Consider the following 21,720-nt stretch of genomic DNA (forward strand, 5'->3'; position numbering starts at 1 on the left):
ATGAAAAAGTTTTTTAGCTTTTATTTTATATTCTTTCTTTCTATAACAATTTATGGAGAGATAAAATTGCCAAAGCTTATAAGTGATGGGATGGTCTTACAAAGAGATATAGAATTAAAAATTTGGGGTTGGGCTAAAAAGGGGGAGAAAATTTCTATTGTTTTTCTGGATTCTATTTACAATACCACTACTAATGATTCAGGAAAATGGGAAATTTCTTTACCAAAGCTAATAGCTGGAGGCCCACATGAAATGAAAATAACGGATTCTAAAGACACTCTCTTTATAAAAGATATTCTAATCGGTGATGTTTGGGTAGCTTCCGGACAATCTAATATGGAATTACCAATGCGAAGAGTTTCCCACATATATAAATCTGAAATCGCATCCTCAGAAAACAGTTTTATAAGATTCTTTAAGGTTCCAGAAAAATATAACTTTAATAAGCCTGAGGAAGATTTAAAAGGAGGGAAATGGACAAAAACAAATCCAGAAACTGTTCTTGAGTTTTCAAGCGTGGCTTATTTTTTCAGTAGAGAGCTTTATGAAAAATACAAAATCCCAATTGGTATAATAAATGCGAGTCTAGGAGGTTCTCCAGCTGAAGCTTGGATGAGCGAAGACGCTTTAAAAGACCAATTCCCACATTATTACGAAGAGGCTTTGCGATTTAAGGATAGCTCTCTCATAAACAAGATAAAAAAAGAAGATAGAGAAAGAATTCAAAATTGGTATAAAGAACTAAGAGAAAAAGATATGGGGTATAAAGAATCTGAAAAATGGTATAACCCAAAATTTGAGGCATCTAAATGGCCTGAGATAAAAATCCCAGGTTACTGGGCTAATCAATTAGGTCCTGTAAATGGAGTTTTATGGTTCCGCCGAGAAGTAAACATACCAAAATTTATGGCAGGGCAACCAGCTGAACTTATCTTAGGCAGAATTATAGATGCTGACTCCACATTTGTAAATGGAGTTTTTGTAGGAAATACTACTTATCAATATCCTCCAAGAAGATATAAACTTCCAGAGGGGTTATTAAAAGAAGGGAAAAATATAATTGTAATAAGAGTTATAAGTGAAAGAGGAATAGGAGGTTTTGTCCCAGACAAACCTTATGAGATCTCTTATAATAACAAAAAAATTGACTTGAAAGGAAAATGGAAATATCAACTTGGTGCAAAGATGGAGCCTCTTTTGCCAGAAACTTTCATAAGCTGGAAGCCAGTTGGTCTATTTAACGGAATGATTGCCCCTCTTCTCAAATATCGTATTAAAGGAGTAATATGGTATCAAGGAGAATCCAATACAGATAGACCAATTGAGTATAGAGAGCTATTCCCAGCTCTTATAAAAAACTGGAGAGAAAAATGGCAAGAGGGTGACTTCCCATTTCTTTTTGTCCAACTTTCTAATTTTATGGAAGCAAAGAAAGAACCTTCCGAAAGTAATTGGGCGCTTTTAAGAGAAGCACAACTTAAGGCTTTATCTTTACCAAATACAGGAATGGCTGTAACAATTGACATTGGAGAATGGAATGACATCCATCCTCTAAATAAAAAAGATGTGGGCAAGCGTCTTTCCCTTCTTGCTCAAAAAATAGCTTATGGTGAAGAGAATGTTGTTTCATCAGGGCCTATTTACAAATCAATGGAGATAAAAGATAATAAGATAATTCTGAGCTTTAAGGAAGTTGGTAGTGGTCTTATGGCAAAAGGGAATAAAGAACTTAAACATTTTGCCATAGCGGGGCACAATAAAAAATTTGTATGGGCAAAAGCGAAAATTGAGAAAGATAAAGTGATTGTTTGGAATAAAAATGTGAAAAATCCTATTGCTGTTAGATACGCTTGGGCAGATAATCCAGAGGAAGCGAATCTATACAATAAAGAAGGGCTCCCAGCTTCTCCTTTTAGAACCGATGATTGGGAATAATATTAAAAATTAAATACTACTTGACACATTTCTATCCCAAGATAGAATTGAAGAAAAAATGAAAGAAAAAGTCAAAGATGAAAACTCAAAAAGGGTCTTAATAACAGGTGGAGCAGGCTTTTTAGGATCCCATCTTTGTGAAAGATTGTTAAAGGAAGGTTATTATGTTATATGTATGGATAACTTAATAACAGGAAGGATAAAAAATATACAACATCTTTTTAAAAACAAAAATTTTACTTTTATAAATCACGATGTAACAAGCTATGTAAATATAGAAGGAGAATTAAATTACATCCTTCATTTTGCAAGTCCTGCAAGTCCAAAAGACTACCTTAAATATCCAATTCATACCTTAAAAGTCGGAGCCCTTGGAACCTATAACTTACTTGGCTTAGCAAAGGCTAAAAAAGCAAGTTTTCTTTTAGCTTCTTCTTCAGAAGTATATGGAGATCCAGAACTCTCCCCTCAAACTGAGGAATATTGGGGAAATGTAAACCCAGTAGGGCCAAGAAGTGTTTATGATGAAGCGAAAAGGTATGCTGAGGCAATCACAACAGCTTACCACAATGTCCATAAAATAGATATAAAAATAGCGAGAATTTTTAATACTTATGGTCCAAGGATGCGCATTGAGGATGGAAGAGTTTTGCCAACTTTTATATGCCAGGCTTTAAGAAATGAGCCAATAACAGTTTTTGGAGATGGATCTCAAACTCGCTCCTTCTGTTATGTAGATGACTTAATTGAGGGGATTTACAGATTGATGCTTTCTAATGTAAATACTCCAATCAATTTAGGGAATCCAAGCGAAATAAGTATTCTTGACTTCGCAAAAGAAATCTTAAGCCTCACCAAAAGCAAAAGCAAAATTATTTTTAAGCCTTTGCCTATTAACGATCCAAAAAAGAGAAGGCCTGACATAAGTAAAGCTAAAAAATTTCTAAATTGGGAGCCAAAGATAAAAAGAGAAGAAGGGCTTAAGAAAGTTCTCCCTTATTTTAAAGAAGAACTTGGCTTAGAATAAAAAGAGTGGGGCTTGATTAACTCCAAAGCCCCACTCTTTCTTTTAGTTAAAAAATCCCTTATTTCATTAAGATCAGCTTTCTTACAGCAGTAAAGTTGCTTGCTTCCATCTTACAGAAGTAAACACCATTTTTCAAGTTACCCACATTCCAATCAACAGTGTATCTTCCAGGTTTCTTAACCTCGTTAACCAGAGAAGCAATTTCTCTACCGAGTAAATCACAAATTACAATTCTTACAGAGCTTTCGTGTGGGACATCATAAGTTATTACCGCTTTCGTATTCACAAGAGAACCATTTTCTCTTAAAGCAAAGACTTTGGGTAAAGCTTCCTCTAGTACACCCTGAGCCAGGGTCTTAAAGCTCCAAACACTTGACCATTCCCCCTCACCCAGAGAATTAAATGCAAGAACGCGCCAATAGTATTGCGTATTTTCTGTAAGGCCACTAATAGCTTCGACGGTATCGTAAGAGGTCGCATCTACTATAATAGAAGGATCTTCAAATGTCTCTGTAGTCGCAACCTGACAACGGTATCCTGTAGCAGTGAGAACTTTATTCCATATCAAATTTAAAGAAAGTGGTTGATTCTCTGCACCATTTGGAGGTGAAACAAGAGTGGGTGCTGGAGGAACTTCCGCAGCATTATTCAAATAATGATACTGATTAATAGCCAAATCACCAATTACTTGGGTAACCCCATTTGGCCAATAAACTGTGACAGTTGCAGAGGTATTTTCTCCAAGACCAAAATTAGCCCAAATATTTCCACCTGTCATTCCTCCACAACCACCTGCTTGAATGTCTCTAATCATAGAGAGAGATCCAGCTTCAACTTTAATCCGAGCTCCAATGGCTGACTTATTATACGTCCCAATCATCGCAAGACGGAACCCAATCCAGTTCCCAGGGTCAACTAGGTCATTTCTCAATAAATGCCTATTGGCTTGATAGTTCGTGTATATATCAAGCTTACCATCATTATTGTAATCAACAAACAAAACCGAACGACGATGCTGACCTATAGAACCAACAGCCTCACTTGATACATCACTAAATGTCCCATCACCATTATTAGAATAAACCTTAAAATCAGCGCCCGCTGTTCCAGCTACCAAATCCAGATCTCCATCATTGTCAAAGTCACCCCAGGAAAATCCACGATAAGCAGCATTCTGAGCTATACCCAAACCGGTTGCTGCTGTTAATGTGTCAAATACCAATGTTCCACCTTCAATTAGATTCTTCAATAAATACAACCTTCCACCATCAGCACCAAGACCTTGAGCAAGTAAATCATAATCTCCATCATTGTCAAAATCACCCCAGGCAGAAGCAATCGCAGAAACATTTAATTCATTACCTTCTACAATTATCGGCTGAGCCTGACCAAACTTACCACCATTGTTTATGTATATCGCACTCTTATTCGTAGGCCAATCACTACGAATTGAAGGAGCCCACAAATCAAGATCTCCATCATTATCCACATCTAAAAATGCCATATTCCAGCTCTCAAATTTCCTACCATCTGTCGTATCAAGGTCAGCAGTTGCATCACCTGAAGCCAATTCAAAACTCCTTGGGCTCACTTGCTTATAAAGACCTATAATTGTCCCTCCACCAGAACCCGTAGTATTCCCAGCAGCAGCTATATCAAGAAGCCCATCCTGATTGTAATCACCAACCGCAGGATTACCAAGGTTCCCAGAACCAATCGGACCCAAGATAGTTGAATCAAGGGTCGCATTCTCTAAATTTCCATAATAAACGATAATCCTATTCCCAGACTGAACAACAAGGTCAAGATTCCCATCGTTATCCACATCTGCAAATGCACTACCCTGCTTATAACCAACTCCAATATTCTTAATAAGGGTAAAACTCTCACCCTCATTCCTCATTAAAGAACCCTTTCCACTTGCTCCAGGAATATATAAATCTAAATCCCAATCGTCATCATAATCTCCCCAAGAGAATCCTAAATCAGGATTCGCTGTCGGAGCTGGTAAGATGGTTGTTACATCGGTGTATATAGTTCTAATTCTAAATGTCCAAGCTCCTGAGAATTCACTTTCTTCTTCGTCCTCAATATATGAGCTTACATGCCAATAGAGTCTTTCTCCATAGGACAAACTTGTTAAAATATAGCTTGTCTCAGAAAGATATTCATCCACAATCAACTCTGAGAAATTAGCATCTCTTGCCACTTGAAGATGATAACCATCTACATCTGGGAGCTCTTGCCACTCTAAGGTCACATCCCCTGGGTCTAAAACAGCGTTATTTTCTGGGGATAGGAGTGCTGGAGGTGCAAGAGGTGATTCTAAATAATGATACTGATTAATAGCCAAATCACCAATTACTTGGGTAACCCCATTTGGCCAATAAACTGTGACAGTTGCAGAGGTATTTTCTCCAAGACCAAAATTAGCCCAAATATTTCCACCTGTCATTCCTCCACAACCACCTGCTTGAATGTCTCTAATCATAGAGAGAGATCCAGCTTCAACTTTAATCCGAGCTCCAATGGCTGACTTATTATACGTCCCAATCATCGCAAGACGGAACCCAATCCAGTTATTTGTGTTTTCTACCTTATTCCTGAATAACCTGAAAGTAGAGCTTGTCCAGCCAGCAAATATATCAAGCTTACCATCATTATTATAGTCAATAAATAACGCAGAACGATGCTGCTGTATTCCAGTTCCTACTGTGCTCGCTGTAACATTGGTAAATGTAAGAGCGCTTGACTCTATTAATTGGTTCTGGTATATCGTCAAATCCATACCACCTCCACCAATTAATAAGTCCAAGTCTCCGTCATTGTCATAGTCTCCCAAAGATAAACCTCTCATCTGAACGTTCGCTACTATACCTGATGAGCCTGTAGCATCAGTAAATGTGCCATCTCCATTGTTCAACAATACATTCAAAGCACCACCGTCATCTGTAAACGCTTGTGCAATCAAATCCATATCTCCATCATTATCAATATCTCCCCAGGCAGAAGCAATTGCCGAAACATTTCTGGCTGAACCATCAACAATAATCTCACTCCAATTTAACGCACTACCATTATTGTTTATGTATAATCCAGACCTGTTTGTCGGGAAATTACTTCTGATCGATGGCATAAATAAATCCAGATACCCATCATTGTTGACATCAACCCAGGCAGGATTCCATGCCTCGAATTGATGAGTAATATCATCAAGCACTCCAGATGCTACATCCTCGTATTGACCTGTTCCTGTATTCAACTTTGCCAATCGGACAGGTGTTTGGGTGTTTGCACCATAACCACCGGCAAAGGCTATCTCCAATCTTCCATCCCGGTCAAAGTCCGCTGCCGCTGCCTCAGCAATATTACCACTGGGTATGGTAATCAGGTTCAAACCTACAGCAGATGTAATATCCGGAAACGATAAAGTATCCCCTGTGTTTTCTACAAGAGATAAATAATTACCCTGCGTCATTAATAGGTCTAAATTACCATCTACAGTGAAGTCCGCCATCAGGGAACCATAGGTAGTTGCAGTCGAAGGATCCGGGTTCTTAGAAACAAGTGCAAATGTATCACCTATTCCCATGTTGATATACAATTTACCTGCTGAACTATGGAAGAAATCTATCAGACCATCGTTGTTATAATCACCCCAAGAAAATCCTACATTGCCGTTACCCACTATTCCAGACTTCCCTGTTACATCCTCAAAAGAAAGCTGTGCAAACATACTACTTGCAAACATAAGAAAACATAATATAACTAAAATTTTTATTTCTCGCATTTGACCTCCTTTTATATTTTCCCTATACCCTACTTAATAAATCCATCTAAAACAAATTAAAATTTTTTAGCCTTTCCCCCTTTCAAAAATAGGAGAAAAGGCCTTACTCTATAAACTTAAAATTTATTCTTAAATCCATTTCCCACCTCCTTTTAATAAGTTTATTAGAAGTTATAAACAAAAAAATCACTTTGTCAAGGGGGTAATTTTGTATGAAGTTGTTGAATCCCCATTATCTCTTTTAGGTGACAATATCGACCTTGTTTTAATGAACTTAGTAGAGAAACTCCTTTATTATCTCAAAAATTATATAAGACTTTAACTCTCCTAGCAAGCAGCTCGCAAAATATCTTAGCTTCCTATCTTATCTGAAGTTAGACTTTAGGAAGTTACTATTTAAAAATCACAAGAGTCCTAACAGTTTTGAAATAGTCCGTTTGTATTCTAAGTAAATAAACCCCTGAAGGAACATCTTTTGGAAACCACTGAATTTTGTGCCCCCCAGCTTTTAAATTTGCATCAAGGATTGTATCCACTAGTTCCCCTACGAGATTAAACACCTTAATAATAATTTTTGTTGAGATTGGTAGATAAAATTCAATAGTGGCTTTCTCTTTAACAAGAGTTGGATAGATATAAAGATATTTTTCTTTAAATTCCTCTTCAATTCCTTCTTCTCGGAGTAACTTTAGAGTCCCGAAGCCATCAGCGTTCATCCAGTGACTATTAGAATCCTCATGGGCAACCCAAACAGAACCGAAGAAATTATCTCTTACTTTTGGATTTTCATTAGGATCATCATTTTCACAGTATGCGAGAGAGAGTCCTATAATTTTACCCTCTGTTAAATTTACCCTGAACGCTTCAGGATTACTACTCTGGTAATTGTCATTATAAACTTTAAGAGAAAATTCCCAAGTGTAAGTAGAACCATTTTTTCTCATTGCAAGGTTAGGGAAATGACTTGCATAGTCTACAACTTGCCAAAATCCTGCAAGATCGTATGCGGCAAATTCTTCCGTCACTCCGCCATCTTCTGGAGCATTCAGAGTAATATGATAGGAAAATGCATTTTCAGCATTTTCTCCATCCTGGTCAATACGATGCATCCCTCCTGATTTATCTTCGTCTATAAAAACTTCTAAAACATCATAATTGTAATAACCTCCACCACCTGTATAGCCATCCACAAAGATATCGTCGGTAATCTCAACCAAAAAGTATAAAACATTTTCTAAGGAAGACCATACTACTTTGTATCTACCGGAGTAATCCTCCGGTTCTACATAGCCACCATAAGGAATCCATACCTGATCTATTGACTGCCAATTTACCAAACTCCAACAAGGATCATCTCCTAAACCATTAATTGTTGGAGGATTTTCTACATCTGGAGCCTTTACTGTGTCATCTTGCGGCCTCAAGGTAAAAGCTCTAAGAAAAAAAGAAGAACCAAAAAGAAAGAAAAAAAAGAAAAATTTGGAATTTTTCATAAGAACCATTTAACCTCCCTTTTCAATTAAAATGGTATTATTTTAAAATTTGTCAAGCTTTTGTTAGGCCAATTGGTTCTTATAAATTTCTTGACAGATCTTGACAGATTACTTTTATTTTGCATTTTATTTATATTTATATAATGTATGTTTAGAATATTTTTATTTTTAGTTTCTTTAACTGCAGAGGAATTACTCAAGAAAATTGACGAGATAAAGACACCTCTTAAGTCTCAAGCAACAGTAGAAATGCGTAACTATTTACGAGGTGGGCGAGAAGTAACCTACAAAATAAAAATTATCTCGGAAAGAAAAAAAGCGAGTTATCTTGAAGTCCTTGAGCCAATTAGAGAAAAAGGAAGAAAATTTCTTCTAATTGGAAATGACATTTGGATGTATGCTCCAGAAGTTGGGAAATCTTTAAGGCTTTCTATAAGAGACAGATTTCTTGGAAGTGAGTTTTCAAATAGTGATCTAATGGAAAGCAGTTACGAAAAGAATTTTAAAGCAACTTCTATTGATTCTACCTTGGATTTTTACTTTCTCGAACTCGAAGGGAAAAGTAAAGAAGCTCCTTATAAAAAAATCACAATGAAAGTTAGAAAGAAAAACTATCTCCCTGCTGAATTAAAATTTTATACTCTCTCAGGTAGATTATATAAGGAAATGTTCTTAGATAGCCTCAAAGTTTTTGAAGGACAACTTTACACCACTTATATGAAGATGATTAATGTGCTAAACCCTGAAAGTTACACAGAGGTAAAAATTATATCCCTTAAAACCCTTCAGAGTATTTCGCCTTCTCTTTTCAAACCTGAAAACTTAAAGAAATGATTTTTGTTTTGTTTTCCTTTTTAAAGGCTTCTTTTGGGAATGAAATAATTTATAGCGAAAAAGATATTTTTTATCATTTTGAGAATAGAATTCATTTTGAAGGAAAAAAAGAATTTTCTTCTTTTGTTTTTTTCTCAAGAAGTGGAATTCTTTATCCTCTTGACACGATTTACATTTCAATAGATAAAGCAATAGCAAGCTTAAATTATAAAAACTTTGAGGTTTCCTTTGGAAGAGATAATCTCTTCTGGGGATATGGAATGTTTTATTCTCCTTTCTGGTATGGAAGTTCTTCCATTTCACCCTTCGATGAAGAACTTTTAAAAGAGGGGAAAAATATTTTCTCTCTCCAATACAACAACATCCCAAATATAACTCCAGAATTTATCATTTTCTTACCAGGAGACCCCCCTAAAATTGACAGCATTAAAGGAGGAATGCATTTTTCTTTCTTTAGCTCTGGATTAGAGGCTCACTTCCCAATTGTTTTTAGTAAAAAAGCTTTTTATCCAGGGGCGGGAATACGTTTTTCTATTTTAGGATTTATAATCTTTTCAGATTTCTCTTTTGAGTTTTCTTCTAAGGAAACTTTTGCTTCTACAACTGGTTTTAATAAAATCTTTGGAGATAATTTCTGTTTTCACTTTGAGTTTTTTTACAACCAGAAAGGTCTTACAAAAGAAGAATATGATGCTACCCCAAAAGAAGATTTACCCAAGCTTCTTGAACCTGGAGGCTCTGGAAGGAAATATATATATTCTGTGATTAGATGGACAGATGAAATAAATGGAATTGGATTATTTTCTTTAGTTAATCCAGAATGGAAAAGTGGAATCCTTGGAATTTTTCTAACCTCTTATTTTTTTGAGAATTCTCTTATTTCCTTAAATTATGTTAGAATCTTGAAAGGAAGAGAGTTTGATTTCATCCCTTATAAAAACATCTTTTCTATTGAATTAAGATATTATATTTAAAGGAGAGTAGAATATGCTAATTCAAATGGAAAATGTAAAAAAAGATTATTTTCTGGGGAAAACAGAGGTTCACGCCATTAGAGGAGTCTCTTTTTCTATTTCTAAGGGCGAATTCATTGTTATTGCTGGCCCTTCAGGGAGTGGGAAAACAACTTTATTAAATTTAATGGGGCTTCTTGATAAACCAACTTTTGGGAAAATAATTTTTGAAGGAAAAGATCTCACAAGCATTTCGGAGGAGGAAGCTACCTTTATAAGAAAGAATCGCATCGGTTTCATATTTCAAAATTTTAATCTTATACCAGTTCTTACCGCTTATGAAAATATAGAACTTCCACTTATATTAAAGGGAGAGAAAGACAGAAAGAAAAGAATAGAAAAAATATTGTCAGAAACAGGAATAAGCGAAATAGCCTCTCACAAACCAGATGAACTCTCTGGAGGAGAAAGGCAAAGAGTTGCTATAGCGAGAGCTTTAGTTGGAAATCCTGATATTGTTCTTGCAGACGAACCTACTGCAAATCTTGATTCTGAGACTGGATTACAAATAATCAAAATAATGGAAAATTTAAACAAAATTGAAGGAGTAACATTTATCTTCTCTACACACGACACAAGGCTATTTAAACTCGCAGATAGAAAAATAGAACTTAGAGATGGAAGGATTGTAAAAGATGTTATTCAAAGGAGCCATAAGAAATAGCTTAAAATACTTAAGAAGAAGCATTGTTATAGCTATCTGTATTGCGGTCTCAACAATTGCCATGCAAACAATGAGTGGAATAGGAGAAGGATTTAAAATTTCTGCTCTACGTTTTATGCTATCTCGGGAAGGAATGATTGTTTTTGAGCCAAAAGACGCTGAACCTCTTGAAGTTGCAATTTATTCTATAGAAAAATATGGAGATATAAAGAAAAAAATAAAAGAGATAATACCGAACGCAGAAATCAGAGGAAAAATATTCGCTCCAGCGATAGTTGTAAAAGACAGCTCCTCAATTGAAACTTCTATTATCTCGGAAGACGAAATTCCAAGAACAATTATAGGGGAAAAGACAGCAGAAATTCTCAACGCAAAGAAAGGAGATACCATAATTCTTTTCGGAAGTAATAGATATGGAGGGTTAAGCGTTCTCCCAGCAAAAATTGATAGCACAGCTAAGAATTTTAAAAGTATAAAAAATGGTAAAGGAATTATTCTTCCAATTTCTCTTATGAGAATGCTTTTAGGTTGGGAAAAAGACGAGGTTAGACTTCTTGTGATAAATTTTTACGAGTTTTGGAAGGCAGACGAATATGTAAAAGAGTTAAGGAAAATCTTTCCCAATATAAAAATCACCTCTTGGAGGGAACGTCTAACAAACATTGAGGATCTTTTTAGAGTAACAGATTACAAGATGAATATTTTCTCATTAATAATTTTGATTCTTGTTGCCGGGATTATAATGAATACGGTTCTCACTAGTGTTCTTGAAAGAAAGAAAGACATAGGAACTCTTCGTGCTATAGGAGCTTCCCGGTTTTGGATTACTAAATTAATTCTTCTTGAAATAATTCTCATTTCCTTAATTGGAGCATTAATCGGAACAATTTTTTCCTATATCATTATTAAATTTGGATTAGGAAGAGGTATTAGTTTTGGAGAAATAGAAGAAATGATGGATTATTGGGAAGGTAAGATTTATCCTGCAATTGTCCCTCTCCAGTGGGTAGGTTACATTGTTTTTGGGGTTATCTGGGCTATTATTTGGTCTCTTTATCCTCTTTTATATATTGTTAGAATGAAACCTATTGAAGCTTTGAAAAAAGAATTATGAATATATTTAAAATGGGGTTCCGAAACACAAGCAGAAATAAAAGAAGATCAATAATAAATTCCTTTACTATTGGAGCTGCAGTTATGGTCATTATTCTATTCGATACTCTAATAGAAGGAGAATGGAATGATGTTATTGATAATTATATAAAAATGGGTGTAGGGCATATTAAGATTCATAAAAAAGGTTATGATAAGAACTCTGAAAGATTCCCAGTGACTAAGAGCCTCCTCCTTTATGATTCTAAAGATATAGAAAAGAAAATAAGAGAAATTTCTGGAATTAAAGAAATTTATCCAAGACTAAAAATAGGTGGATTAATTTCATACGAAGGGAAGCAGATTCCTATTCTTATTAACGGAGTAAACTTACCTAAAGAAAGAAAGTTCAGTGCAATAAGAGATAAAAATGTTGAAGGGTCAATCCCTGAGAATGAAGAATATAAAATCTTAATTGGAAAGGAGCTCTCTTCTATTTTAAATAGTAAAGTAGGGGATATTCTTCTCCTTTATAGTAGAACAACTTATGAAACTCATAATGTGATAGATCTTGAAATTTCTGGAATATATTCTATTGGTTTTTCAGAGTTTGAAAAAATGAATGCTTTTGTTCCTCTTCAGATTATCCAAGATTTTATAGGGGCAAAAGCGATTTCCGAACTTACGATAATTCTTGAAGATCCATCCAAGGCAGAAATTTTTGTAGATTCTCTTAAAAATAAACTCTTTTCTTTTGATGTAGAAATTTTCCCATATTCTCATTATATAGAAGAAGTTATAAGTGTTCAAGCGATTCAAAAAAAAGCAATGGGTGTTATAAAAGGGATTCTTTTAATTCTTGCTATTTTTGGAATTTCAAATATGATGATGGTTTCTGCTTGGGAGAGGAAAACAGAAATTGGAACATTAAGAGCAATTGGTTTTGGGAAGTGTCAAATATCCACTCTTTTTTTAAGCGAAGGATTTTGGATTGGATTTTTTGGAAGTCTCTTCGGTTGCTTCTTAGGATTTGTGGGCTCCATTTTACTCCAAAACTTTGGAATTCCACTCCCATCCGGAGCTCTTGAAGGACTTAATATTCCAATAGGAACAAAAATGTATGGGAAAATAATACCTCTCTCCTTTCTCAAAGCGTTCTTTTTGGGAACTCTTACAACAATGATTGCTTCTTTACCTTCAGCGTTAAGAGCTTCTAATTTACCTATAATTAAAACCTTAAGAGAATATTAAACTTCTTCTTTTAATAAAAATCCGGGGTGAGTTTTTGGGAAACGGATTTAGGGTATAGGGTATGTAAGGAGATATTATAAAAAGAACAGGATATAAAGATAGAGTCCTCACCCCGGACAAATATTAATTTAATTATATACAGAAAATAGAAAAATGCAAGGGGTAATCCTTATAAATTTTTTATTTAGAAGACATTATTAACACTTTATTCCCCTCATCTATTATTCTAAGCTTCCCATCCCTCCTTTTTGCTCTTTCCTTAATCCATTCATTTGGATCTTCAACAAAAAGGAATCCTCCTGGTTCAATTTTTTCTCTTGGAAGTTCAGAATATAAATAAAGTTTAACTTTTTGTTTTAGCATAAATTTCAAAAGCCTATCTGTCTTCCAGAGATACAACTCAAAATTTTTCTTTATCCATTCTGTAGCCTCTTGAAGAGACAATTTTCTCAATCTAACAAGATTATCCCAAAATAGTTCTTTCACTTTTTCGCTTGGTCCAAGCCCTCTTACCTCAAGGGGTAAATTCGGATCTCCTTTACAGGGTGCTAAAATAAGAGCTTCCCCTCCCTCTTCAATCGCATTTTTTAAAGCCATATCAAGACAAATTTGAGTTCCATATAGTGTGTCAGAGAATGGAGGCCCTCCAGGAGAAATCACAACATATTTTGTCCTTGGAATCTCAAAAGAGCTTAATTTGTCAACAACCTCGGTCATCTCTCTTGAAACTATCTCTGGGTCTCCTGAAGCTATCCATTTAATTGTAAAAGGTGTAGAAATCATATCTAAAAGAAAAACAGGGGGGTTCTCTTCTTTGAGTTTCCCATCTTTTAATACGTACCTTTCAGACAATAACCTTACGTATCTATTATCCTCTGCAAAAGGATTTCTTTGTCTCTCTCTAACCTTATGATAGGGTATTCTACCTGGAGCACTTAAGTCTTCTCTTAAGGCGTGCTTATGGGTTGATTCGATTGTTCTCCAAGAAGAAAGTCCTGGACAAACCTGTTTATCAAACACACTATATCCATTCATATAATGGTACTTGGATTCGTGAGCGTAAATTCTTGAATCTGTCTCAAGCCATTCTTTTAAGACCTCAGCTTTAGTGCCAAAAGGAGTTTCGCCCAAATAAATGAACTCGCCTTTCTCGCAATCGTTAGTGATAACAAAAACTTCTTTATTCATCTCTTCCGCCCTCCTCTTAATAAACTCAGCGATCCCTCTTCCATACACTTCAGGATTATGAGTCCCTGTAGCAATAAAAACTTTAAGAGAAAGGGGCTTACCCTTAAAAATTTCTCTTAACATCACCTCCACGATTAGTTTTTGTAATCCTGGTCTAAATCCATCATTTATTAGAAGTCCAACTTTTTTATTTTTTACAATTTCATTTAGTTTTTTAGAATTTATGGGTTTTTGAAGCGATTCTTCTATTTTCTTTTTCATTTCTTCTTCAGACATTAGAGGAGAAGATTCTCTGGGTTTAATAACTTCTCCTGCAAGAAAATCCTTAGGAACTAATAGGGTGATTTTTTCATCCCCATAAGTTATATTTATTTTTTTGTTCATAAGGCATCCTTTCTAAACATTAAATATAGCCCTATAAAGAGAAAGACCATATTAGGAATTAAAATTGAAAGGGAGGGAGGTAAGTTACCATTTATTCCTAACTCCTTAAAAAGTTGAATTATACCCCAGAAAATAAAAGAAAGAAGAATTCCAAGACCAAATCCAAAAATTAACCCTCTTCTTTTTACCTCAAGAGCAAGAGGACACCCAAGAAACAAGATTATAAAATTAACCAAAGGATAAGAAATCCTTTCATATAATTCCACTCTCTCTGCTCCTGACCGTTGTCCAGTCCTTTCCAACTTTTTTATATATTTAAAAAGTTGAAAGAAAGAGAAATTCAATGGATCTTTTTTACTTTTGGCTATTTCCTGAGGAGATACTCTAAAGCATTCTACTTTCATTGTATCGCTGAAATTAAAACTTATAGAATCTTCCTCAAAAGTTCTTTTGTAAGCCCCTAAGAGAATCCAAAGAGAATCTTTCCAAATTCCCCTCCCAGCGTCAATTCTTGATATCATTTTACCATCTCTATAAGTCAATATATGTATCGCGTGAATTTCATTACCAATTAATCTTTTAATACTAACCATCTCCCCAGTGTCTGTTATATAGTTTATGTCTCTTGCATAATTCTCATCGAAATCCTGAACTATTTTTTCAATCTTTACTTTCTTAAATTCTTTTAAGTTTTCCTTTGTCTTTGGGATTAAAGAAAGATTAAAGAAAATTATCACTATAGAAAGTAAAAATCCATAAAGAAAAATAGCCCTATATATTCTAAAAGGAGAAATTCCCAAAGCCCTTAAAGCCAAAACTTCATTATGCCTTGTAATTAATCCAAGAGAAAAATAAATCCCCATTAAAGTAGCGAGGGGCATTATAAGTAAAATTACCTTTGGGTAGAACAACAAATAATATTCTAAAATAATAAGAGAAGGAGTCTTTTTGTCCACAAAATATCCAATGTTCTCAAAAAAATTTGTTATGATATATATAAAAGAAAGTCCAATCAAGGAAAATAATATGGCTAGGAAGAATTTCTTTATGATATAAACATCCAAAATTTTATTTTTCATATATTATTTTGTAAAAAAGATATAAACCTGTTATCCCCAAAACAATATTTGGAGCCCACATTGATAAAGAAGGATAAAAATAACCTCTTTCACATAGCTCTTCTCCACCTATTAGCATTATATAATAAATCATAAACAAAAAAAAGCTAAGGGTTATCCCATTTCCAACACCCCCTTTTTTCATTTGTATACCAATAGGGACACCAACTAAAACAAAAATTAAAGAGGCAAAAGGGATAGAGAACTTTTTATGAGCTTCAAGTAAATAACGCCACTTCTTTCTCTTTACCTCTGTTTCTCTGGCATTTTTCAAAAGTTCTTTTAAATTCATTTCTCTATAACCTTTGGTTGTCTCTACTAAATTTTCTTTTTTAAGAGAAATAGATAAAATATAATTATCAAAATTCACTATTTTATACTGAAATGGGTCTTTCTGATCAAATATGTGCATCTCCCCAGAAGAAAGATGAAAAATTAGACTATCTCCCAATACTTCCATCTTGCCTTCCCGAGCGTAAATAGTTCTTATAGGCTTTCCTGGTATATCTTCTTTAAGAATAATGTTAGTGATTACTGACTTTGAATGATCTATTTCCTTTATCCATAAGGTATATTCTTCACTAAGTTCATTAAATTTTTCGGGGTGAAGATGTATGGTTGGTCTTGCTCTTGAAATTTCTAAGTAAAGTTTTTTTAGTTTAAAATTAGATTCCGGAAGGATATACATATTAAAAAAAACCATTCCTATTGTTATAAAAAGAGAAGTTAAAAAGCTTCCTCTTGTCAAACCCAAAGGATTAATCCCTAAAGCTCTGATAGCAAGAATCTCAAGATCTCCACTCATTCTTCCATAAGTCGCAATAGAAGCCACCAAAACACCCATTGGAATTGTTAATGCAATTATGAAAGGTAAACTATAGAGAAAAACTCCAATAACTGAGCCTAAGGAAACATGTTTACTAATAAGAAAATCAAATAACTGAAAAATCCTTTCCATTAGTAAGATAAAACTAAAAATAAGAAAGCCTGAGAAAAAAGGAAGAATAGCCTGCTTTATTATATATTTGCTTAAGATAGAAATCTTACATTTTTTGAAAAGGAAAGAAGAGCCTTTCATATTCATCTTGAGCGAAACGGTCTGTCATTCCTGCAATGTAATCACATATTACCCTCTCTTTTCCAAAATCCGGGATAGCTTTTTGGAACTGAGGAGGTAGTTGGCATGGTTCTTTTATGTAAATTGAGAAAAGGGCCTCAATTATCCTTTTTGATTTCTCTTGCATTTTAACCACTTTATAATGGGTGTATAAGTTTTGCATCAAAAAATTTTTCAACTCAATATTCAATTTCTCCAAATCTTGGGAAAACTTAACAATGGGCGAAGTTGAATATACGTCTTTTAATGAGTTTATTTTCTTCTCTTTAATATTTTTAAGAGTCGTCTCAATCACATCTTTAACTTCAATTTTAATGAAATTTCTTATAGCCATATAAATTCTTTTTTGAGTTTCAAGTTTGGGATCAGTTTCCTCAAAGATGTTCCGCCAGATTTGGACTTCCTTTAATTGATCTAAGTTTATATAATTAGACTTTAATCCATCATCAAGATCATGAGCATTATACGCGATTTCATCTGCAATATTTACAATTTGAGCTTCAAGGGATGGAGCTTTATTCTGAGAAAATTCGCCTCCCTTATGAATAGGAGAGTCATATTCGGTTTCATGTCTAATTATTCCTTCTCTTGTCTCATAACAAAGATTCAACCCTCTAAAATTGGGATATTTATTTTCTAAGACATCCACAACTCTTAGCCCTTGTTTGTTGTGTTCAAAACCTCCAAAATCTTTCATAAGCTCATCGAGTTTTGCTTCCCCAGCATGACCAAAAGGTGTATGTCCTATATCATGAGCAAGACTAATAGCCTCTGTTAAAGTCTCATTAAGGCGAAGAGCTTTTGCTATTGTTCGAGCAATTTGTTGAACTTCAAGAGCATGAGTTAATCTTGTTCTGTAATAATCCCCTTCGTGATTTACAAAAACTTGTGTTTTATACTCAAGCCTTCTAAATGCTGTAGAATGAATTATTCTATCTCTATCTCTCATAAAATGAGTCCTATAAGTAGGAGGATCTTCAGGATGAACTCTCCCTTTTGTGTCCTTAGAAAGAACTGCATAAGGAGCAAGTTCCTTTTCTTCAATTTCCTCAAGATGTTCTCTTACGTTTTTCATCATATAAAGAAGATTCTGTAAGAATTAAAGGGCCTTTTTCTGTCACTAAGATTGTATGTTCAAAATGGACAGAGGGGCTACCATCTTCTGTCACAACTGTCCAACCATCTTCTAAGATTCTAACCTTAGAAGTTCCAGCATTTATCATAGGCTCTACAGCTATTGTCATTCCTTTCTTTAATTTCGGACCAATACCTTTTTCTCCAAAATTAGGAATTGGAGGATCCTCATGAAGTTCCACCCCAACTCCATGCCCAACAAAATCTCTCACAACATTAAAACCTGCTTTCTCAGCAGTTTCTTGAATCGCCCAAGATATATCTCCAACTCTATTTTCCTCTTTTATTTCTTCTATAGCTTTATAAAGGGCCATCTTCCCTATTTCTATTAATTTTTCTGCTTTTTTGTCTATTTTACCAATCCCAAAAGTAAAAGCTGCATCACTATAAAATTCTTTATATTTCACACCAACATCAACGCTCACTAAATCTCCTTCTTTAATACACCTCTCACAAGGAATCCCATGAATTACAACTTCATTAATAGAAATACAAGAAGAAGCTGGATAACCTCTATAACCCTTAAATGCTGGTAGAGCTTTTTTCTTTTTTATAAACTCTTCAATCTCTCTATCTAAAGCCTTTGTTTCCATCCCTTCCTGAATAATCTCATTTATAAACTCAAAAGTTTCAGCAAGAATTTTGGAAGCATCTTTTATTCCTTCTATCTCTTTCTTACTTTTTAGAATTATCATCAACTTGATAATAACCAAGGACTAAGTTTATGTCAAGTAATTCTCTTCACGTAGCTTTTATAAATAATGAATAAAAGAGCGAGCCTCTCTTGAGTTCTGAAGTAATTCAGAGGAAGTAACTTCTGAAGGCCTATAAAATACGGAATAAAAGCATGCTTACTTTGTATTAAAGAGATTCCTCTTTCTCTTAAAGAAACTGTTCTCTCGTAAATTTCTTTTATAAGGTTTAAATCTATTTTAGAATAATTACCATGTCCTGGAAGAATCAACTTTGGAGATATCTTCATAATCTTTCTTAAAGAAAAAATCGCCTCATCAATATCTGAGGAAGGAACGTTTAAAACTGCTGGTCTTCTAAAAGAAAAGGTAGCGATTAAGTCCCCCATTATAAGGACAGATTTATCTAAAAAGCCCACCTCCGTTTGGGTATGTCCAGGAAGAAATAAAATCTTAATTCCATACCTTATCTCTCCATCAGAAAAACACTCATCTATTTTAATTCCGTGGCTTCCAATAGAAAGTAGCCCCCCATAAAGTTTAACAAAGAAACGGACTATTTCTTCAAGGCGCTTTCTTTTGCTGATCTCCGTTGGATATATTCTTTTAATAAACTCTTCATCTATTTTTTCTGATTCCATTAGTCCGTAGATTGGAGGATCACATTCAACAATTCTTTTCCCAAAAGGATGACAAAGAACTCTCATTTGTTTTTTCTGGAGAAGATAATAAGCTAATCCCGTATGATCTGGATGACAATGAGTAAACCACAATTCATCAACGTCTTTTATGGATAGTTTAGCTTCTTTTAACAAAGGGGAAAGAGCTCTCTCTTTTATAAAGGGATTATAACCAGGATCGATAATAATATTTACATCACCTTTTATTAAAACAGTATTTGAAGAAGGAGGGGTTCTTAAAAAGAAATATATCCTATCACTTATTTTTACTATCTTCATTCTAAAAATAAAAATAATTTTTATTCCTACTTGTCAACCTTTTCTTCATAAAATTTTTACCCACTTGATATTTCTCTATAATAGAATAAATTTTCACAAAAATAGGAGGAATGGATGAAAAAAATATTGCTTATATTCTTTATCCTCTCCCTTATGATTAGTTGTGATAGAAATGAATCTAAAGAAATCATTAAGATTCACAATAAAATAAACGAATTGACAAAGAAAATAAAAGCAGTAGAAGAAGAATCTCCTCTAAAAGCAAAAGATTGGTATCCTGAAATAAAGGGGAAAATCGAGCGGATTGATAAAATTGAAACAAGATTAAATAAGATTGAGAAGAATTTAGAAGAAATCAATAAACGCCTAACTAAAATAGAAAAAGAAATTCCAAAAAAAGAAGAAAACTAAAACTCATTTTTTCTCAAAGAATCTTTGAAGATATGCTTCAGCAAGCCCTCTATAATTTCCCCAGAGTTTTTTGCTATTTTCTTCAAAATCTTTATAAATTCCATATTTTTCTTGCATAATTCTTTTGGTTAGGCAGTCAACATAAAAGGCATTATAATCCCTTTTTTGAAAAATTTTATAGAGATTTAGAGAGTAATTACCAATCCCTTTAATGTTTTTCACTTCTAACTTCCCAAAATTCTTGACAAGTTCAATAATATAAGGAATTTTATATCCAAGCTTGATTTTCTTCAGCTCCTTCTCTTTATATTTTTCTGGTATAAAATTTATTGTTCTGTAAACCTCTCTCATTTGCTTTCTGTAATTTCTATAGGAATTATTTTGGGAGATTATAGCACCTACCAAGGCTTCAAAATCAGAAAAAGCTGAAATTACTCTTGTGGATTTTATTAAAGGAAGAAACTTACTTAAAACTGGGTCCTTTTCACATAAAAGATAAAAAAAAGATAAATCCTCATTTAATCCAAAACAGTAAGAAATACGATTTATTAATTTCTCTTTTTCTTTAATATCTTGTGAAAGAGTTATTATTAAATCATCACCTTCTTGTTTAAAGAAAAGTTCAATTTTATTCTTTTCAAAATAAATAACCCTTTTGGGCTCATCTTCATAAAAAAAATAAAATAAACCAGAATTGAAAGTCTTTTCAAAAGAAAAATCTTTGGTTTCTATTACAATTTCCATCCCTAATATTTAACTTCTAAGAGAAAAAGACCAAAAGGAGGAACAATAGGTAATCTTCTTCTTTGCCCTTCAATTATCTTTTCTGCATCCTCTGGTTCAATTTTACCTTCTCCAACCGCAATCAATAATCCTACAATTCCTCTTACCATTCTTCTAAGAAAGCGATCAGCTTCTACCTCAATGAAAATGTTTTTACCTTCTCTTTGAATTTCTAACCTTCTTAGTTCACAAAAACCTGAATCTTTTGTTGAAAGATTTTCAAAATTATGCCATCCAAGAAGAGCTTCTTTAGCCTTCTCCATATTTTCTAGGTTCAGAGTTTCCTTAATATAAAAAAAATATCTTCTTGTAAATACAGATTTTTCTGTTGTAATTTGATACCGGTATACTCTTGATTTCGCCGAGAATCTTGCATTAAAAGTCTCTGGCATCAATTCGCATTCTTTTACAAAAATATCCCTTCCTATATTCCCATTTAAAGCGTTTTTTAATTCTTCTGGATCAAAACTCTGAGGACAAAAAAAAGAAGCTACTTGTCCAAGAGCATGAACTCCTTTATCTGTTCTTCCTGAACCTATCACTTTTATCTTCTCTCCGAAAATTTTCAAAAGGGCTTTTTCCAATTCTCCTTGAACGGTTCTTTTCCCAGGTTGGACCTGCCATCCGTAAAAATCAGTCCCATCATACTCCAAAACTATCTTTACATTTTCCATAATTTATAAAAAAATAGAAAAAGAGCCTTCCCTGTCAAGTTTTTAAGCCTATTCAAGAGATTCTCTAAAATAGGCAATTTTCATAGCAAAAATATTGCCAAACTTTATTTATTGGTTATAATAAAAATATGATAGTATTTTTATTATTAATTTTAGGAATC

General features: G+C 33.9%; 18 protein-coding genes. 8 read left to right on the forward strand and 10 right to left on the reverse strand.

What is annotated here, in order from left to right; translation table 11 throughout:
- Nucleotides 1-1,935, forward strand: a complete 1,935-nt coding sequence (locus ABIN61_04235; GenBank protein ID MEO0293416.1) for a sialate O-acetylesterase — start codon at nt 1-3, stop codon at nt 1,933-1,935.
- Between the two features lie 58 nt (nt 1,936-1,993).
- Nucleotides 1,994-2,962 carry a UDP-glucuronic acid decarboxylase family protein gene (locus tag ABIN61_04240; protein MEO0293417.1) on the forward strand — a complete coding sequence of 323 codons (969 nt, stop codon included), beginning with the start codon at nt 1,994-1,996 and terminating at the stop codon, nt 2,960-2,962.
- A gap of 58 nt (nt 2,963-3,020) precedes the next feature.
- On the opposite strand, the gene ABIN61_04245 is transcribed toward ABIN61_04240, so the two are convergent.
- Both ABIN61_04245 and ABIN61_04250 read right to left on the reverse strand, forming a co-directional pair.
- Nucleotides 3,021-6,752, reverse strand: a complete 3,732-nt coding sequence (locus ABIN61_04245) for an FG-GAP-like repeat-containing protein (GenBank protein ID MEO0293418.1) — start codon at nt 6,750-6,752, stop codon at nt 3,021-3,023.
- A gap of 392 nt (nt 6,753-7,144) precedes the next feature.
- Entirely contained in the window at nt 7,145-8,245 is a 1,101-nt protein-coding gene (locus ABIN61_04250) for a sugar-binding protein (GenBank protein MEO0293419.1), read from the reverse strand.
- A gap of 147 nt (nt 8,246-8,392) precedes the next feature.
- On the opposite strand from ABIN61_04250, the gene ABIN61_04255 reads away from it, so the two are divergent.
- The 5 genes from ABIN61_04255 to ABIN61_04275 are packed head-to-tail and all read left to right on the forward strand — an operon-like array spanning nt 8,393 to nt 13,099.
- Nucleotides 8,393-9,079, forward strand: a complete 687-nt coding sequence (locus ABIN61_04255) for an outer membrane lipoprotein-sorting protein (protein MEO0293420.1) — start codon at nt 8,393-8,395, stop codon at nt 9,077-9,079.
- On the forward strand, nt 9,076-10,053 hold the full coding sequence (locus ABIN61_04260; protein MEO0293421.1) for a hypothetical protein: 978 nt from the start codon (nt 9,076-9,078) through the stop codon (nt 10,051-10,053). The genes ABIN61_04255 and ABIN61_04260 overlap by 4 nt, the downstream gene beginning before the upstream one ends.
- Before the next feature lie 13 nt (nt 10,054-10,066).
- Nucleotides 10,067-10,756, forward strand: a complete 690-nt coding sequence (locus ABIN61_04265; GenBank protein MEO0293422.1) for an ABC transporter ATP-binding protein — start codon at nt 10,067-10,069, stop codon at nt 10,754-10,756.
- Nucleotides 10,728-11,870 carry an FtsX-like permease family protein gene (locus tag ABIN61_04270; protein MEO0293423.1) on the forward strand — a complete coding sequence of 381 codons (1,143 nt, stop codon included), beginning with the start codon at nt 10,728-10,730 and terminating at the stop codon, nt 11,868-11,870. The genes ABIN61_04265 and ABIN61_04270 overlap by 29 nt, the downstream gene beginning before the upstream one ends.
- A complete protein-coding gene (locus tag ABIN61_04275; GenBank protein ID MEO0293424.1) occupies nt 11,867-13,099 on the forward strand; it encodes an FtsX-like permease family protein in 1,233 nt (410 codons plus the stop codon). The genes ABIN61_04270 and ABIN61_04275 overlap by 4 nt, the downstream gene beginning before the upstream one ends.
- A 180-nt stretch (nt 13,100-13,279) precedes the next feature.
- On the opposite strand, the gene ABIN61_04280 is transcribed toward ABIN61_04275, so the two are convergent.
- Genes ABIN61_04280 through ABIN61_04305 form a run of 6 tightly spaced genes read right to left on the reverse strand, consistent with a single transcriptional unit; the run spans nt 13,280 to nt 19,691 of the window.
- Entirely contained in the window at nt 13,280-14,671 is a 1,392-nt protein-coding gene (locus tag ABIN61_04280) for a lactate racemase domain-containing protein (GenBank protein MEO0293425.1), read from the reverse strand.
- On the reverse strand, nt 14,668-15,750 hold the full coding sequence (locus tag ABIN61_04285; GenBank protein MEO0293426.1) for an LptF/LptG family permease: 1,083 nt from the start codon (nt 15,748-15,750) through the stop codon (nt 14,668-14,670). Before ABIN61_04285 ends, ABIN61_04280 begins: the two co-directional genes overlap by 4 nt.
- A complete protein-coding gene (locus tag ABIN61_04290) occupies nt 15,740-16,873 on the reverse strand; it encodes an LptF/LptG family permease (GenBank protein MEO0293427.1) in 1,134 nt (377 codons plus the stop codon). Before ABIN61_04290 ends, ABIN61_04285 begins: the two co-directional genes overlap by 11 nt.
- Nucleotides 16,833-17,984, reverse strand: coding sequence for a deoxyguanosinetriphosphate triphosphohydrolase (locus ABIN61_04295; protein MEO0293428.1), 1,152 nt, complete (start codon nt 17,982-17,984; stop codon nt 16,833-16,835). Before ABIN61_04295 ends, ABIN61_04290 begins: the two co-directional genes overlap by 41 nt.
- Complete coding sequence (gene map / locus ABIN61_04300; GenBank protein MEO0293429.1) at nt 17,956-18,735, reverse strand: type I methionyl aminopeptidase; 780 nt, start codon at nt 18,733-18,735, stop codon at nt 17,956-17,958. The genes ABIN61_04295 and map overlap by 29 nt, the downstream gene beginning before the upstream one ends.
- Nucleotides 18,736-18,767: 32 nt before the next feature.
- A complete protein-coding gene (locus ABIN61_04305; GenBank protein MEO0293430.1) occupies nt 18,768-19,691 on the reverse strand; it encodes an MBL fold metallo-hydrolase in 924 nt (307 codons plus the stop codon).
- A gap of 114 nt (nt 19,692-19,805) precedes the next feature.
- Here ABIN61_04305 and ABIN61_04310 point away from each other — a divergent pair, with 114 nt between their 5' ends.
- Entirely contained in the window at nt 19,806-20,102 is a 297-nt protein-coding gene (locus ABIN61_04310; protein MEO0293431.1) for a hypothetical protein, read from the forward strand.
- A 3-nt stretch (nt 20,103-20,105) separates the two neighbouring features.
- Here the strand turns inward: ABIN61_04310 and ABIN61_04315 are convergent, their stop codons facing one another.
- Nucleotides 20,106-20,846 carry a hypothetical protein gene (locus tag ABIN61_04315; protein ID MEO0293432.1) on the reverse strand — a complete coding sequence of 247 codons (741 nt, stop codon included), beginning with the start codon at nt 20,844-20,846 and terminating at the stop codon, nt 20,106-20,108.
- Nucleotides 20,847-20,848: 2 nt separating this feature from the next.
- Entirely contained in the window at nt 20,849-21,559 is a 711-nt protein-coding gene (gene truA / locus ABIN61_04320; GenBank protein MEO0293433.1) for a tRNA pseudouridine(38-40) synthase TruA, read from the reverse strand.
- Between the last annotated feature and the right edge of the window lie 161 nt (nt 21,560-21,720).

It is taken from the genome of candidate division WOR-3 bacterium, assembly GCA_039804165.1.
Classification (GTDB): Bacteria; Hydrothermota; UBA3072; order UBA3072; family UBA3072; genus JAFGHJ01.

What these genes read in the sequence shown, in the direction of transcription:
- ABIN61_04315 (MEO0293432.1), bottom strand. Translation starts at nt 20,846, where the DNA reads ATGGAAATTGTAATAGAAACCAAAGATTTTTCTTTTGAAAAGACTTTC.
- ABIN61_04270 (MEO0293423.1), top strand. Translation starts at nt 10,728, where the DNA reads ATGTTATTCAAAGGAGCCATAAGAAATAGCTTAAAATACTTAAGAAGA.
- ABIN61_04235 (MEO0293416.1), top strand. Translation starts at nt 1, where the DNA reads ATGAAAAAGTTTTTTAGCTTTTATTTTATATTCTTTCTTTCTATAACA.
- ABIN61_04295 (MEO0293428.1), bottom strand. Translation starts at nt 17,984, where the DNA reads ATGATGAAAAACGTAAGAGAACATCTTGAGGAAATTGAAGAAAAGGAA.
- ABIN61_04245 (MEO0293418.1), bottom strand. Translation starts at nt 6,752, where the DNA reads ATGCGAGAAATAAAAATTTTAGTTATATTATGTTTTCTTATGTTTGCA.
- ABIN61_04285 (MEO0293426.1), bottom strand. Translation starts at nt 15,750, where the DNA reads ATGAAAAATAAAATTTTGGATGTTTATATCATAAAGAAATTCTTCCTA.
- ABIN61_04240 (MEO0293417.1), top strand. Translation starts at nt 1,994, where the DNA reads ATGAAAGAAAAAGTCAAAGATGAAAACTCAAAAAGGGTCTTAATAACA.
- ABIN61_04250 (MEO0293419.1), bottom strand. Translation starts at nt 8,245, where the DNA reads ATGAAAAATTCCAAATTTTTCTTTTTTTTCTTTCTTTTTGGTTCTTCT.
- ABIN61_04260 (MEO0293421.1), top strand. Translation starts at nt 9,076, where the DNA reads ATGATTTTTGTTTTGTTTTCCTTTTTAAAGGCTTCTTTTGGGAATGAA.
- ABIN61_04310 (MEO0293431.1), top strand. Translation starts at nt 19,806, where the DNA reads ATGAAAAAAATATTGCTTATATTCTTTATCCTCTCCCTTATGATTAGT.
- ABIN61_04290 (MEO0293427.1), bottom strand. Translation starts at nt 16,873, where the DNA reads ATGAATATGAAAGGCTCTTCTTTCCTTTTCAAAAAATGTAAGATTTCT.
- ABIN61_04265 (MEO0293422.1), top strand. Translation starts at nt 10,067, where the DNA reads ATGCTAATTCAAATGGAAAATGTAAAAAAAGATTATTTTCTGGGGAAA.
- map (MEO0293429.1), bottom strand. Translation starts at nt 18,735, where the DNA reads ATGATAATTCTAAAAAGTAAGAAAGAGATAGAAGGAATAAAAGATGCT.
- ABIN61_04275 (MEO0293424.1), top strand. Translation starts at nt 11,867, where the DNA reads ATGAATATATTTAAAATGGGGTTCCGAAACACAAGCAGAAATAAAAGA.
- ABIN61_04255 (MEO0293420.1), top strand. Translation starts at nt 8,393, where the DNA reads ATGTTTAGAATATTTTTATTTTTAGTTTCTTTAACTGCAGAGGAATTA.
- ABIN61_04280 (MEO0293425.1), bottom strand. Translation starts at nt 14,671, where the DNA reads ATGAACAAAAAAATAAATATAACTTATGGGGATGAAAAAATCACCCTA.
- ABIN61_04305 (MEO0293430.1), bottom strand. Translation starts at nt 19,691, where the DNA reads ATGAAGATAGTAAAAATAAGTGATAGGATATATTTCTTTTTAAGAACC.
- truA (MEO0293433.1), bottom strand. Translation starts at nt 21,559, where the DNA reads ATGGAAAATGTAAAGATAGTTTTGGAGTATGATGGGACTGATTTTTAC.